Annotated in this window: 13 protein-coding genes; 5 read left to right on the forward strand and 8 right to left on the reverse strand. The window is 62.7% G+C overall.

Going from position 1 to position 13,639, the window contains the following annotated elements:
* Positions 1–1,341 (reverse strand): type I glutamate--ammonia ligase, encoded by a 1,341-nt coding sequence (glnA, locus tag AC50X5_RS12000; RefSeq protein ID WP_463937593.1) that lies wholly within the window; start codon positions 1,339–1,341, stop codon positions 1–3.
* Between the two features lie 153 nt (positions 1,342–1,494).
* Here glnA and panB point away from each other — a divergent pair, with 153 nt between their 5' ends.
* Positions 1,495–2,403 (forward strand): 3-methyl-2-oxobutanoate hydroxymethyltransferase, encoded by a 909-nt coding sequence (gene panB / locus AC50X5_RS12005; RefSeq protein ID WP_494976313.1) that lies wholly within the window; start codon positions 1,495–1,497, stop codon positions 2,401–2,403.
* Between the two features lie 21 nt (positions 2,404–2,424).
* On the opposite strand, the gene AC50X5_RS12010 is transcribed toward panB, so the two are convergent.
* Positions 2,425–2,592: an SPOR domain-containing protein gene (locus AC50X5_RS12010; RefSeq protein ID WP_494976314.1), complete on the reverse strand. Its 168-nt coding sequence runs from the start codon at positions 2,590–2,592 to the stop codon at positions 2,425–2,427.
* A 50-nt stretch (positions 2,593–2,642) separates the two neighbouring features.
* On the opposite strand from AC50X5_RS12010, the gene map reads away from it, so the two are divergent.
* The 3 genes from map (at position 2,643) to AC50X5_RS12025 (ending at position 5,183) form a co-directional block, all read left to right on the forward strand.
* The gene (gene map, locus AC50X5_RS12015; protein WP_493985694.1) at positions 2,643–3,521 is read left to right on the forward strand and encodes a type I methionyl aminopeptidase; all 879 of its coding nucleotides are present in this window, start codon (positions 2,643–2,645) and stop codon (positions 3,519–3,521) included.
* Positions 3,522–3,582: 61 nt separating this feature from the next.
* Complete coding sequence (gene ppgK / locus AC50X5_RS12020; protein WP_494976315.1) at positions 3,583–4,386, forward strand: polyphosphate--glucose phosphotransferase; 804 nt, start codon at positions 3,583–3,585, stop codon at positions 4,384–4,386.
* 11 nt (positions 4,387–4,397) lie between these two features.
* Positions 4,398–5,183, forward strand: a complete 786-nt coding sequence (locus tag AC50X5_RS12025; RefSeq protein ID WP_494976404.1) for an SDR family oxidoreductase — start codon at positions 4,398–4,400, stop codon at positions 5,181–5,183.
* A gap of 70 nt (positions 5,184–5,253) precedes the next feature.
* Here the strand turns inward: AC50X5_RS12025 and nrdR are convergent, their stop codons facing one another.
* From nrdR to AC50X5_RS12040, 3 genes are all read right to left on the reverse strand, one after another.
* Positions 5,254–5,751 (reverse strand): transcriptional regulator NrdR, encoded by a 498-nt coding sequence (gene nrdR, locus AC50X5_RS12030; RefSeq protein WP_463937588.1) that lies wholly within the window; start codon positions 5,749–5,751, stop codon positions 5,254–5,256.
* Positions 5,752–5,856: 105 nt separating this feature from the next.
* Positions 5,857–7,239 (reverse strand): histidinol dehydrogenase, encoded by a 1,383-nt coding sequence (gene hisD, locus AC50X5_RS12035; RefSeq protein ID WP_494976316.1) that lies wholly within the window; start codon positions 7,237–7,239, stop codon positions 5,857–5,859.
* Between the two features lie 10 nt (positions 7,240–7,249).
* On the reverse strand, positions 7,250–7,798 hold the full coding sequence (locus AC50X5_RS12040) for a hypothetical protein (RefSeq protein WP_494976317.1): 549 nt from the start codon (positions 7,796–7,798) through the stop codon (positions 7,250–7,252).
* Between the two features lie 167 nt (positions 7,799–7,965).
* Here AC50X5_RS12040 and AC50X5_RS12045 point away from each other — a divergent pair, with 167 nt between their 5' ends.
* Positions 7,966–8,436, forward strand: a complete 471-nt coding sequence (locus AC50X5_RS12045) for a flavin reductase family protein (RefSeq protein WP_494976405.1) — start codon at positions 7,966–7,968, stop codon at positions 8,434–8,436.
* Here the strand turns inward: AC50X5_RS12045 and dnaE are convergent.
* Genes dnaE through lspA form a run of 3 tightly spaced genes read right to left on the reverse strand, consistent with a single transcriptional unit; the run spans position 8,433 to position 13,531 of the window.
* Entirely contained in the window at positions 8,433–11,990 is a 3,558-nt protein-coding gene (dnaE, locus tag AC50X5_RS12050) for a DNA polymerase III subunit alpha (protein WP_494976318.1), read from the reverse strand. The two genes, AC50X5_RS12045 and dnaE, sit on opposite strands and share 4 nt — an antisense overlap.
* A gap of 58 nt (positions 11,991–12,048) precedes the next feature.
* Positions 12,049–12,975, reverse strand: coding sequence for an RluA family pseudouridine synthase (locus AC50X5_RS12055; RefSeq protein ID WP_494976319.1), 927 nt, complete (start codon positions 12,973–12,975; stop codon positions 12,049–12,051).
* Entirely contained in the window at positions 12,968–13,531 is a 564-nt protein-coding gene (gene lspA / locus AC50X5_RS12060) for a signal peptidase II (protein WP_494976320.1), read from the reverse strand. Before lspA ends, AC50X5_RS12055 begins: the two co-directional genes overlap by 8 nt.
* Positions 13,532–13,639: the final 108 nt, after the last annotated feature.

The following is a 13,639-nucleotide window of genomic DNA, read 5'->3' on the forward strand; positions in this document are numbered from 1 at the left end:
TTACAGGATGCCGAGATTGCGCTGCAACTCGTAGGGCGTGACCTGGAGCCGGTAGTCCTGCCATTCTGCGCGCTTGTTGCGCAGGAAGTGCTCGTAAACCTGCTCGCCCAAGATCTGCGGCATAAGCTCGGAGTCTTCCATGGCGCGGATGGCGTCGTGCAGGCTGGCCGGAAGGGGATCATGTCCCATGGCACGGCGTTCGGCCGAGCTGAGCGACCACACATCGTCTTCCGCAGCTGCGGGCAGTTCGTAACCTTCTTCGATTCCCTTGAGGCCTGCACCAAGCAGTACTGCGTAGGCCAGGTAGGGATTTGCGGCAGAGTCGATGCCGCGGTATTCGATCCGGGCCGACTGGCCCTTGCCCGGCTTGTACAGCGGAACCCGGACCAGCGCCGAACGGTTGTTGTGGCCCCAGCTGAGGTAGCTGGGGGCCTCGCCGCCGCCCCACAGGCGCTTGTACGAATTGACGAACTGGTTGGTCACCGCGGTGAATTCCGGCGCATGCTTGAGGACGCCGGCGATGAACTGCTTGGCCGTCTTGGACAGCTGGTACTCCGCGCCGGCTTCATAGAAGGCATTGGTGTCGCCTTCGAAGAGCGAGAAGTGCGTGTGCATGCCCGAGCCCGGGTGGGCCGTAAACGGCTTGGGCATGAAGGTGGCGTAGGTGCCCTGCTGGAGCGCTACTTCCTTGATGACGGTGCGGAACGTCATGATGTTGTCAGCTGTCTGCAGCGCATCAGCGTACCGAAGATCAATTTCGTTCTGGCCGGGACCGGCTTCATGGTGGCTGAACTCCACGGAGATTCCGACTGACTCCAGCATGGTGACCGCGGTGCGGCGGAAGTCCTGGGCAACGCCACCCGGGACATGGTCGAAGTAGCCGCCCTCATCTACCGGGATGGGCGAACCATCCGGGCCCGGCTGCTGGGACTTGAGCAGGTAGAACTCGATCTCAGGGTGTGTGTAGCAGGTGAAGCCCATGTCCGCGGCCTTCGCCAGCGTGCGCTTGAGAACGTTGCGGGGATCGGCGGCGGAGGGCTCGCCGTCCGGGGTAAGAATGTCGCAGAACATCCTGGAGGTCTGTTCGGTTTCGCCCCGCCAGGGCAGAATCTGGAAGGTGGCCGGGTCCGGCTGCGCCAGCATGTCCGATTCAAAGACACGCGCCAGTCCTTCAATGGCCGATCCGTCAAAGCCCAGGCCTTCCTCGAAAGCGCCTTCCACCTCAGCCGGCGCCAGGGCGACGGACTTGAGGGAGCCGACCACATCGGTGAACCACAGGCGTACAAAACGTACGTCGCGCTCTTCGATTGTGCGCAGAACAAACTCTTGCTGGCGGTCCATGGTGGCCTCTCTCGCGTCTACAGTCATGCCCCGGGTCCGTCATGAGAAAGCCGGCAGCAGTTCACGAATCACTTTACTAAGCTTCGCACCGAATGCGGGCACGCAAACGCCGCCCGGTGGATATGGAAGGACACCCGGCATTACGCTCTAGCCATGTCCACAAGCAATAATCCTGAGTCCAGCGCGTCCACCGAAGTACCCGCACCTTATGGCAGCGGTCCGGCCGGACCGGCTGCGGCGGCGCCACCGGCGGACGCCCCTAAAGCACCTGCACGGGTGCGGACGCACCACCTCCAGCAGGCCAAGGACAACGGCCGGCGCTTTGCGATGCTGACGGCGTACGAGCAGTACACGGCCGAGATCTTTGACCAGGCCGGCGTGGAGGTGTTGCTGATCGGCGACTCCGCGTCGAACAACGTCTTCGGCAATGACACCAGCATTCCGGTCACCGTGGACGAACTGCTCCCCCTGTGCCGCGCCGTTGCGAGGTCCGCCCGCCGCGCGCTCATTGTCGCCGACCTGCCTTTTGGCAGCTACGAGGTTTCCCCGCAACAGGCCGTGGCCACCGGAGTCCGCTTCCTGAAGGAAGGCCTGGCCCACGCCGTCAAGATCGAGGGTGGCCGGTTCTATGCGGAGACCGTCCGGGCCATGGTGCAGGCCGGGATCCCCGTCATGGCCCACATTGGCTTTACGCCGCAAAGCGAACATTCCCTGGGCGGGTACCGGGTCCAGGGACGGGGCGGGGACGCACAGCGACTCATTGACGACGCCGTCGCCCTGGCAGATGCCGGGGCCTTCAGTGTGCTGATGGAAATGGTTCCAACAGAGACTGCGGCCGCCGTCGACGCCGCTGTCCGCGTCCCCACAGTGGGCATCGGCGCCGGAAACGCTACAACAGGCCAGGTGCTGGTGTGGCAGGACATGGCTGGCCTGCGCGGAGGGAAGATGGCCAAATTCGTCAAGCAGTACGCCGACATCCGCTCCACCCTGCGCGATGCGGCCACGGCTTATGCAGATGACGTCCGCTCCGGCCAGTTCCCCGGACCGGAACACTCCTTTTAAACGGCCGCAGCCGGGGCCGCCTCAGTCGTCCTCGTCCTGCTTGTCCCAGGCGTCGTTGCGCGCCCGCACCTTCTCCATCGCGTGCTCGGCTTCCTGGCGGGTCTTGTAGGGCCCAATCAGCTGGCTCCAGTCTGACAGGGAGTCTTCCTCGACTTCATGTGTGTTGACGTTGTACCAGTACTCGGTCATTGCTCTGCCTTCAGTTATAGGTGTTACGCACCGCCTTATATGATCAATCTATGCCTTCCCTTGCCTCGACCGCACCCCCCGGTACGCTGACCCGCGGGACCGTGAACCCGCAACTGCCGGTGCCGGCATCCATCCCCCGTCCTGAGTATGTGGGTAAGCCTGCCCCGGCGAAATTCACCGGCTCCGAGGTCAAGTCCGCCGAGACGATCGAAAAGATCCGGATCGCAAGCAGGATCGCGGCACAGGCAATCGTGGAAGTGGGTAAGCACATCAGGCCCGGCGTCACCACGGACTCCCTCGATCGTGTGGGCCACGAATTCCTGCTGGACCACAAGGCTTACCCGTCCACACTGGGCTACCGGGGCTTTCCGAAGTCGCTGTGTTCGTCACTTAACGAAGTTATCTGCCACGGAATCCCGGACTCCACGGTGATCCAGGACGGCGACATCATCAACATCGACATCACCGCGTTTATCAATGGCGTCCATGGCGACACCAACTACACCTTCCTGGTCGGTGACGTTGACGAGGAGTCCCGGCTGCTGGTCGAGCGCACCCGGGAGTCGCTGAACCGTGCCATCAAGGCGGTTGCCCCGGGCCGTGAGATCAATGTCATCGGCCGGGCGATCCAGTCTTACGCGAAGCGCTTCGGTTATGGAGTAGTGCGCGACTTTACCGGCCACGGAGTCGGTGAAGCCTTCCACACCGGGCTGATCATCCCGCATTATGATGCCGCTCCCGCTTACAACACGGTAATTGAGGCCGGCATGGTGTTTACCATTGAACCCATGCTGACCCTCGGTACCATCGAGTGGGACATGTGGCCGGACGACTGGACAGTGGTCACCAAGGACCGCAAACGGACAGCGCAGTTTGAGCACACGCTGCTGGTCACCGAGTCCGGCGCCGAGATCCTTACCCTCCCCTGATCCCTGCGGGAAACCGCCAGCATCGCCACCCTTGCCCACCCCTGCCACGAACGGAAACACATTGGCCAAGAAGGATGAAAAGTCCCATAAAAACTCCCCGCTGATCGGCATCGACATTGGCGGTACGGGGATCAAGGGCGGCATCGTCGACCTCAAGAAGGGCAAGCTGCTCGGCGAACGTTTCCGCGTACCTACACCGCAGCCGGCCACCCCTGAGGCAGTAGCAGACGTTGTGGCCCAGGTGGTTGCCGAACTCGCCCTGCGCGATGACGCACCCGACCCCCAGGCTCCGGTGGGCGTCACCTTCCCCGGCATCATCCAGCACGGCGTGGTCCTCTCCGCGGCCAATGTGGACAAGTCCTGGTTGAACACGGACATCGACGCCCTCTTCACCAAACGCCTGGGACGGCCGGTGGAAGTAATTAACGACGCCGATGCCGCCGGCCTTGCAGAGGCCCGCTACGGCGCGGGTAAAGGTGTGGACGGTACGGTCCTGGTGATCACGCTGGGCACCGGAATCGGCTCTGCCTTCATTTTCGACGGACGGCTGGTTCCCAACGCCGAATTGGGCCACCTGGAGATCGACGGTTTCGACGCCGAAAGCAAAGCCTCAGCCGTCGCCCGCGAACGCGATGGCCTGACTTGGGATGAGTACAGCGTGCTCCTGCAGCGCTACTTCTCGCACGTGGAATTCCTGTTCTCCCCGGAGCTCTTTATTGTGGGCGGCGGCATCTCCAAGCGGGCTGACGAATACCTGCCCAACCTCAGGCTTCGGACGCCGATCGTACCGGCTGAGCTGAAGAATGAAGCTGGAATCGTCGGCGCAGCCCTCGAGATCGCTGTTAAGCACAAACTCAGCAAGTGACGCTCCGCACAATGGGCCCCTCTGGCCCTTCTGAATCATCGACAGCAAACGTACCGACCGTGGCGATCGTCACGGGCGCCAGCCGCGGCATCGGCGCTGCCATCGCCGAGCGGCTAGCTGCTGCGGGCCACGTGGTAGTGGTGAACTATTCCGCCGATGCCGAAGGCGCCCGATCCGTGGTGGGCCGGATAACCCACGACGGCGGGACGGCAGTGGCTGCGCAGGCCGACGTCAGTGATCCGGCCGCCGTGAGGGAGCTCTTCAGCCTTGCCGGATCGCTGGGCCAAGTGACCGCCGTCGTTAATAACGCCGGTATTACCGGGAACCTGATCGGGCCTTTGGTGGACGTACCCGCAGAAACCGTGCAGCGCGTCCTTGACGTGAACGTGACGGGCATGGTGTACATGTGCCAGGAGGCCGTCAGGAGGCTCAGCACGCAGCACGGCGGTCAGGGAGGGTCCATCATCAACATCTCCTCCACCGCCACCAAGGCGGGGTCGCCCGGTACCTGGGTGCACTACGCAGCGTCCAAGGGTGCCGTGGACGTGCTCACGTGGGGGCTGGCTGCCGAGGTTGCCCGGGAGGGTATCCGGATAAACGCAGTGGCACCCGGCAGCACCAACACGGGGCTGCATGCCGCCGCCGGGATGCCCGACAGGGTGGAACGGCTCAATCCAACAATACCGATGGGCCGGGGCGCCGAGCCGGACGAGGTTGCCGCTGCCGTGATGTGGTTAATGTCCGCTGACGCCGGTTACATCACTGGCGCCGTTCTTCCCGTCTCCGGAGGGCGCTGACGACTTCCGGCGCATGCCGGACGGTGGCCGGTGGCGGCTGCGGCTTCCCCTCCGCTGCCGCCACCGGGATTTAGAGGGCGCTTTTCTCCGGGTTCCGCGGCGCCGCGGACTCAGGTCCGGATTCGGCCTCGTGCCGGAGGATGGCGATGGCCGTTTCAAAATCCTCAAGGGATTCGAACGCCTGGTAAACGCTCGCAAAACGCAGGTACGCCACCTTATCCAGCTTCTGCAGGGGGCCGAGGATCACCAGGCCGACTTCATGGGCATCAATTTCGGCTGCGCCCGAGGCACGGATGTTCTCTTCGACTTCCTGGGCCAGCAGGGCAAGATCATCCTCGCTGACAGGCCGGCCCTGGCAGGCTTTACGGACACCGTTGATGACCTTGCTGCGGCTGAACGGTTCGCCAACGCCTGATCGCTTGATCACCGACAGACTGGTGGTTTCAACGGTGGTGAACCTGCGGCCGCACTCCGGACACTGCCTGCGCCTGCGAATGGACGAGCCATCATCCGCCATCCGGCTGTCCACCACGCGGGAATCGGGATTGCGGCAGAAGGGACAGTACATTCGTGATTCCCCGTTCCGACAGAAGACTTTTCCGGATGCAATTTTACAACTACATGTTGCGGAATAACAAGCCTGTAATTACTACATGTAGTAGTCAGGTCAGGTCTATTGTGGCCCGGCAGCGTCGAAGCGGACAGCGACGGCATCGCCATGGGCCGGCAGCCCCTCGGCCTTGGCCAGGCTGACAATGTGCCCGCCGACCTTCCGAAGCGCGTCCGCGCTGTAATTGATGACCTGGATGGCGCGGAGGAAGGTGGTGACGTTCAGCCCGGAGGAGAACGCTGCCGTTCCGCTGGTAGGAAGCACATGGTTGGACCCGGCGCAGTAGTCACCCAGGCTGACGGGACTGTAGTCGCCAATAAAGATGGCACCGGCGTTGCGTACCCGGGCGGCAACGGCCGCGGCGTCAGCAGTCATGATCTCAAGGTGTTCCGCTGCATAGGCGTCACAGGCGGCGATTCCCTGGTCCAGGTCGTCAACCAGCACAACACCGGACTGGGCCCCCGACAACGCGGTCCGCACCCTCTCCGCGTGCCGGGTGGAGCCTGCCTGGCGTTCCAGTTCGGTCCTGACCGCCGCTGCGAGGTCTTCAGAGTCGGTGATAAGTACCGAGGCCGCGCCCGGATCGTGCTCGGCCTGGCTGATGAGGTCCGCAGCGACCAGGTCAGCCCGCGCACCGGAATCGGCAAGAATGGCAATCTCAGTGGTACCGGCCTCAGAGTCGATCCCCACAGTGCCTTTGACCAGCCGCTTGGCAGTGGCCACAAAAATGTTGCCCGGCCCGGTCACTACATCCACGGGCTCGATGGCCGGCCCGGACTCGTCCGCCGGAACGCCGTAGGCAAAGGTGGCGATTGCCTGCGCCCCGCCAATCGCATAGACCTCCCTGATGCCCAAGAGTGCAGCGGCTGCGAGGATTGTGGGGTGCGGCAGTCCGCCGAAATCTTTCTGCGGAGGCGATGCCAGTGCAATGGAAGGCACACCCGCAGCCAGTGCCGGCACCACGTTCATCACCACTGACGATGCCAAGGGCGCCAAGCCGCCGGGAACGTACAGGCCCACCCTGGAAACCGGGACCCAGTTCTGACTGACCACGGCACCGTCGCCAAAATCAACGTCCACGTTACGGGGCCGCTGCCGGTCCGCAAATTCGCGCGCCCTCCGGATCGACTCTTCCAGCGCATTGCGGACGTCGGCAGGCGCAGCGGCCAGGGCTTCCGCGAGGGCAGCTTCCGGAACCCGCGGGTGAAGCTGCTCCACGCCGTCGAAAGTACTGGCAAGCCGACGGAGCCCGGAGAGTCCCTCGCTGCGGACGGTCGAGATGATGCCCAGGACAGCTTCCTCGGCATCTGCCGTGGTTTCCTGCCGGACACGGGGTACCGCGGCCCGCATTTGAGCCAGTCCCAGGCTCTTGCCCCGAAGGTCAATGGTACGGAAGGTCAAGGTGGATTCAGGCTGTCCTGCGGAAACGTCAGAAGAAAGGCTCACCCAAGCCATTTTACCCATCCGCGCCGTGGTTGGTGGATGCAGGGCGCCCGACGCGGCTGAGCAGGCTCGTCACGAATGTTGCTATAGCCGTGGCCGCGGGCCACACCAGGAGGACCGGGAGGGACCGCAGGGAAAAAGCGATGCTTGCATTGGCTGTTGCATCCAGCGGCTCCCCCCACCACGCCGCTGCCAGCATCCCCGTACGCCATGCGATGACAGCTCCCAGGAGCCCGCCGGCCAGCGCAAAGGCGAACTTCAGCTGGCTGAACCGCACTATCTTTCCGGCAAGCACAAGGCCGGAGAGGCATCCGGCAAAAAGGAACAATCCCGCAAGCGTCAGGTCGCGGGGCAGCCAGGCGGCGGTGTCCAGCCCGGTGGCCAGGGCCGGGTCACCCCCGGTTACCACGTTCAACCCCGCAGGCGCCAGAATCCACCACAACGGACCAATAGCCACTCCAGCCACCGCGGACCAGGCCAGCCACCGCCAGGGAAGACCTGATCGCTTCCCGTGCCGGTGGTTCGCCGGCTCCGGGTCAACACTGTTGTGGAGTTGAGTCATGGAACAAACCTTAACAAACCTGCCGACCCATGCCCGCCACGACGTCCCGGGTAACCAAGTACCGCCGGGCCCTTAACGGTCATAGGCTTGGTGCCAGACTTAAGAGCAGGGATACGGATAGGCAGGGAGTTCAAACGGTGGCGCCAGACCAGCCGGCCTACGGGGTGATGTTCCGGGAGATGTTCCGCCGCCATGCGGCCGGGGTGGCCATCATCACGGCCAACTTAAACGGCAAGCCGTTCGGATTCACGGCAACATCGGTGGCCTCACTGTCCGCCGAACCACCCCGGTTCACGTTTAACATGGCGCGGAGCTCCAGTTCCTGGCCGGCTGTGGCAAATTCAAGCTACATCGGCGTCCATATGCTGGGCCTGGAAAACCGCGGACTGGCCGACAGATTTGCCAGGACCCGGGACCGTTTCGAAGGAGACCACTGGGCCGAGGGTCCGCACGGCGTCCCCATCCTGAAGGACGTAGCGGGCTGGCTGGTGGGCAAGATCCAGATGCGGATGTCGTTCGAAAACAATGCAGTAATTGTGGTTGAAGTGGTCGACGGCGAGGTGGGTGGCAGCGGTTCCCCGCTGCTCTACCACTCCGGGGGCTACAGTCAGCCGGTGCCGCTCGACTACGAAATTTAGCTGTCCAGGCAGGCCGGGCCGAGCAACACCTTCAGGTCTCCGAACAGTGACGGCGTGGGGTTAACCCGCAGGTGGACCGGCAGCGCCATGACCTCGATCCGCGAATCCCCCATCAGGTTCAGGCGGACCTCGGAATTGCCGCGGTGGTTCTTCAGGACATCTCCCAGCTCCGTAACCACCATCTCAGTGGCCTTATGGGTGGGCATGGTGATCACTACCGGGCCGTTCGTCCCCTCGGTAAGGTCCGGTACGGACAGTTCCATGCAGTTCAACGTCACGGCTCCATCGTCGCGGCGCTGGAGCCGTCCTTTGACCACCACAATCAGGTCTTCAGCAAGCACTGAGGCGATGGGCCCGTACACCTGGCCGAAGAACATCACTTCGATGGAACCGCCCAGATCCTCAATTTCTGCCCTGGCGTAGGCGTTGCCGCTGGCCTTCGCAATCCTGCGGCTGAGGGAAGTGATCATCCCCGAGATGGTCACGATGGCACCGTCGTGAGGGCCGTCGTCGGCGATCAGTGACGTGATTGACTGATCGGCGTGCTGGCTCAACACCCCTTCCAGCCCCTGCAACGGGTGGTCCGAGACGTAGAGTCCCAGCATGTCCCGCTCGAAGGACAGCTTGTCCTTCTTTTCCCACTCGGGAAGGTCAGGAATCTCGATGCTCAACGAAGCCTGGGATTCCGCCTCCTCGAAGCCGGCAAAGAGATCGAACTGGCCGATTGCCTCGTTGCGCTTGAGCGTGATCACGGAATCGATGGCTTCTTCATGGATCATCACCAGGGAGCGGCGATGGTGGTTCAGCGAGTCGAAAGCGCCCGCCTTGATCAAGGACTCGATGGTCCGCTTGTTGCAGACCACAGCCGGGACTTTCATCAGGAAGTCCTTGAATGAGGTGTATGCACCCTCTTCTTCACGGGCGGCCACCATAGCTTGAACCACGTTTGAGCCCACGTTGCGGATGGCCCCCATGCCGAAGCGGATGTCGTTGCCAACAGGGGTAAAGTTCAGCGACGATTCGTTGACGTCCGGCGGCAGCACCGTAATACCCATCCGGCGGCACTCGTTGAGGTAGATCGCTGACTTGTCCTTGTCGTCACCGACGGAAGTCAGCAGTGCAGCCATGTACTCCGGGGCATAGTGGGCCTTCAGATACGCGGTCCAATAGGAAATCACGCCGTAAGCGGCGGAGTGGGCCTTGTTGAAGGCGTAGTCGGAGAAAGGAAGCAGGATGTCCCAGAGCGTCTTGACCGCTTCCATCGAGTAGCCGTTGTCCTGCATGCCCTGGGAGAAGCCGGCGAACTGCTTGTCCAGCTCGGATTTCTTCTTCTTACCCATGGCGCGGCGCAGGATGTCGGCCTGGCCCAGGGAGTACCCGGCCAGTTTCTGGGCTACGGCCATGACCTGTTCCTGGTACACGATCAGACCGTATGTACCGCCCAGGATCTCTGCCAGCGGTTCCTTAAGCTCCGGGTGAATTGGAATGACTTCCTGGATCCCGTTCTTGCGCAGCGCGTAGTCCGTATGGGCATTGGCGCCCATGGGTCCGGGGCGGTAGAGGGCCAGGACGGCGGAAATGTCTTCGAAGTTGTCAGGCTTCATCAGCTTGAGCAGCGAACGCATCGGACCGCCGTCGAGCTGGAAAACGCCCAGGGTGTCGCCACGTGCCAGGAGCTCGTATGATGCTTTGTCGTCCAGCGCCAGGGAGTCCAGATCCAGGTCATGGCCGCGGTTGAGCTTGATGTTTTCCAGGGCGTCCGAAATGATCGTCAGGTTTCGAAGGCCCAGGAAGTCCATTTTGATGAGGCCAAGGCCTTCACAGGTGGGGTAGTCGAACTGCGTGATCACCTGGCCGTCCTGGATGCGGCGCATGATCGGAATGACGTCGATGATGGGATCCGAAGACATGATGACACCGGCTGCGTGGACACCCCACTGCCGCTTCAGGCCTTCAATGCCAAGGGCCGTCTCGAAGACCTTGGCAGCTTCCGGATCAGTGCTGATCAGTTGGCGGAAATCACCGGCTTCGCCGTACCGCTTGGAGTCGGGGTTCTGGATGTCCGCCAGGGGAATGTCCTTGGCCATGACCGCCGGCGGCAGTGCCTTGGTCAACTGCTCGCCCATGCTGAACGGGTAGCCCAGCACGCGGGAGGAGTCTTTCAGCGCCTGCTTGGTCTTGATGGTGCCGTAGGTAACGATCATGGCGACGCGCTCATCACCATATTTGCGCGTTACATAGTCGATCACCTCGGAGCGCCGCCGGTCATCGAAGTCGACGTCGAAGTCGGGCATGGACACGCGGTCCGGGTTCAGGAAGCGCTCAAAGATGAGGCCGTGTTCCAGGGGATCAAGGTCCGTGATGCGCATGGCGTAGGCCACCATGGAACCGGCACCGGAGCCACGCCCGGGACCTACCCGGATGCCGTTGTTCTTGGCCCAGTTGATGAAGTCGGCCACCACCAGGAAGTAGCCCGGGAAACCCATGGACGTGATCACTTCAAGTTCGTAGTCTGCCTGCGTGCGCACCTTGTCCGGAACACCGCCGGGGTAGCGCACGGCCAGTCCCCTGGCCACCTCCTTGACCAGCCAGGACGTCTCATCTTCACCGGGCGGGCAGGGGAACCTGGGCATGTAGTTCGCCCCGGTGTTGAAGGAGACTTCACAACGTTCGGCGATCAGAAGGGTGTTGTCGCAGGCGTCGGGATGATCGCGGAAGAGTTCGCGCATTTCCTGTGGAGACTTCAGGTAGTAGCCACTGCCGGAGAACGCGAAGCGCGAACCGCCGTTGTCATACGTAGGTTCCAGGAGCGTTGAGCCTGACTGGATGGCCAGCAGCGCCTCGTGGGCCTTCGCGTCATGCTCATGGGTGTAGTGGAGGTCGTTGGTGGCCACCAGCGGCAGATTGAGTTCCTTGGCCAGCCGGAGGAGATCCCCGGTAACCCGGCGTTCGATATCCAGGCCGTGGTCCATTAGCTCGCAGAAATAGTTCTCTGCGCCGAAGATGTCCCTGAATTCTGCCGCTGCCTCCAGGGCTTCCCGGTATTGGCCCAGCCGCAGGCGCGTCTGGACTTCACCGGACGGGCAGCCGGTGGTGGCGATCAGGCCCTCCGAATACGTGTTCAGCAATTCCCGGTCAAGACGGGGCCACTTGCCGAACACCGCGTCCAGGGAAGCGATGGAGGAGGCCCGGAAGAGGTTGCGCATGCCGGTGTTGTTGTAGCTCAGCAGCGTCATGTGGGTGTAGGAACCACCGCCGGAGATGTCGTCCTTGCGCTGGTGTTCTTCACCCCAGCGCACACGGCTCTTGTCCGTTCGGGCGGTCCCCGGAGTGACGTAGGCTTCGACGCCGATAATGGGCTTGATGCCCTGGTCCGTGGCGCGTTTCCAGAAATCAAAGGCACCAAACAGGTAGCCGTGGTCTGTGGTTGCCAGCGCAGGCATCCCCAGGCGCTCAGTCTCGTTGAACAACTCCCCCAGCCGGGCGGCGCCGTCCAGCATGGAGTATTCGGTGTGGTTGTGGAGATGGACAAACGAGGCATTGCTGGAAGTCACCGGGACAGTCTACCGGTCGCTTGCAGCCCCTGCGGGTAGGACACGTAAGACCCGGCGGTCAGGCCTGGCCGCTTTCCAGGAGCTCCAGCGCATACCTTAGATCAGCGGGATATTCGCTGGTTACCTGCACGGGCTCGCCGCTGCGGGGGTGGGCGAAGGTGAGGCTGCGCGCGTGCAGCCACTGACGGGTCAGGCCAAGATTGGCCGCCAGCCGCGGATCGGCGCCGTAGGTCAGATCACCTGCACATGGATGGCGAAGCGCCGAAAAATGGACCCGGATCTGATGGGTACGGCCCGTTTCCAGATGCACTTCCACCAGGGTGGCTTTGCCGAAAGCTTCCAGTACCTCGTAGTGCGTGACGGACGGACGGCCGTCTTCGATCACCGCAAAGCGCCAATCGTGGCCGGGGTGGCGGCCGATCGGGGCATCGATGGTGCCCTCGAGCGGATCCGGGAGTCCCTGGACCACGGCGTGGTAAACCTTCTCCACGGTGCGCTCCTTGAAGGCGCGCTTGAGAACTGTATAGGCGTGCTCGGTTTTGGCCACCACCATAACCCCGGACGTCCCAACGTCCAGCCGGTGCACGATGCCGGCCCGCTCCGATGCCCCGGAGGTGGAGATCCGGTAGCCGAGGCCCGCAAGCCCGCCCACCACAGTGGGGCCAACCCAGCCCGGCGACGGGTGGGCTGCTACCCCCACCGGCTTATCAATGACGACAAAGTCCTCGTCATCGAACAGGACGTTCAGGCCTTCCACAACTTCCTCCACAACATTCAGCGGGTCCGGGCGTTCCGGAATGGTGACCTGCAGTACGGTTCCTTCCTGGAGCCTTGCCGACTTTCCCACCGGACGGCCGGCATCCAGGACGTTCCCTTCGGCCAGCAGGACTGCGGCGGCAGAACGGGAGATCCCCAGCAGCCCGGCTACAGCGGCATCGGCACGCAGTCCGGAGTGGCCGGCGTCGACGATGTATTCCTCACTCATGGCCGGCTTCCTTGGCTGGATCCTGTCCTACACCATCAAGCGGTATCCCTCTGAGGGTCAGCAGACAGATGATGACCACCGCGGACACCACAGCGGAATCGGCAATGTTGAAGATGGCGAAGTTGGGCAGCTGGATGAAATCCACCACGTGCCCCATGCCGAAGGACGGTTCCCGGAAAAGCCGGTCGGTCAAGTTGCCCAGCGCTCCGCCCAGCAGTAGCCCAAGAGCCAGGGCCCACCACTTTGACCCCAACTTCCGGACCTGGAACAGAATGGTCACGGAGACGGTGGCCATCACGATGGTGAACACCCAGGTGATGTTCTCGCCAATCGAAAAAGCTGCGCCCGAATTACGGATGAAGTACCAGTGCAGCAGTGGCGGCAGGACCGGGATCTGCTCGCCTTCGACCATATTGGCCGTCACCCAAAGCTTGGTGAGCTGGTCAAAGACGTAGGCGAAGACGGCAAAGCCCGCAAAAAGGCTAATGAGGACCTTCCGCTGAGGCCGTCGGGCGGCGGATGTTGATGGGGCGTCGTCGACGGTGTCGTCTGTCATGGTGCTTTCATTCGGCGTAAAACCTGAAGGACTGGAACGGCGAGGTAAAACTGAAGGCCGGCGGCCGAGGAATCCTCAGCCGCCGGCCTTCAGAATACTTGCTGGTGA

The sequence above is a fragment of the Pseudarthrobacter sp. MDT1-40-2 genome, assembly GCF_059383595.1.

Coding starts and splice junctions, on each gene's coding strand:
- AC50X5_RS12025 (WP_494976404.1), top strand. CDS start 4,398: ATGGGCCCCTCTGGCCCTTCTGAATCATCGACAGCAAACGTACCGACC.
- glnA (WP_463937593.1), bottom strand. CDS start 1,341: ATGGACCGCCAGCAAGAGTTTGTTCTGCGCACAATCGAAGAGCGCGAC.
- nrdR (WP_463937588.1), bottom strand. CDS start 5,751: ATGTACTGTCCCTTCTGCCGCAATCCCGATTCCCGCGTGGTGGACAGC.
- panB (WP_494976313.1), top strand. CDS start 1,495: ATGTCCACAAGCAATAATCCTGAGTCCAGCGCGTCCACCGAAGTACCC.
- AC50X5_RS12040 (WP_494976317.1), bottom strand. CDS start 7,798: ATGACTCAACTCCACAACAGTGTTGACCCGGAGCCGGCGAACCACCGG.
- AC50X5_RS12010 (WP_494976314.1), bottom strand. CDS start 2,592: ATGACCGAGTACTGGTACAACGTCAACACACATGAAGTCGAGGAAGAC.
- map (WP_493985694.1), top strand. CDS start 2,643: ATGCCTTCCCTTGCCTCGACCGCACCCCCCGGTACGCTGACCCGCGGG.
- AC50X5_RS12045 (WP_494976405.1), top strand. CDS start 7,966: ATGTTCCGGGAGATGTTCCGCCGCCATGCGGCCGGGGTGGCCATCATC.
- lspA (WP_494976320.1), bottom strand. CDS start 13,531: ATGACAGACGACACCGTCGACGACGCCCCATCAACATCCGCCGCCCGA.
- AC50X5_RS12055 (WP_494976319.1), bottom strand. CDS start 12,975: ATGAGTGAGGAATACATCGTCGACGCCGGCCACTCCGGACTGCGTGCC.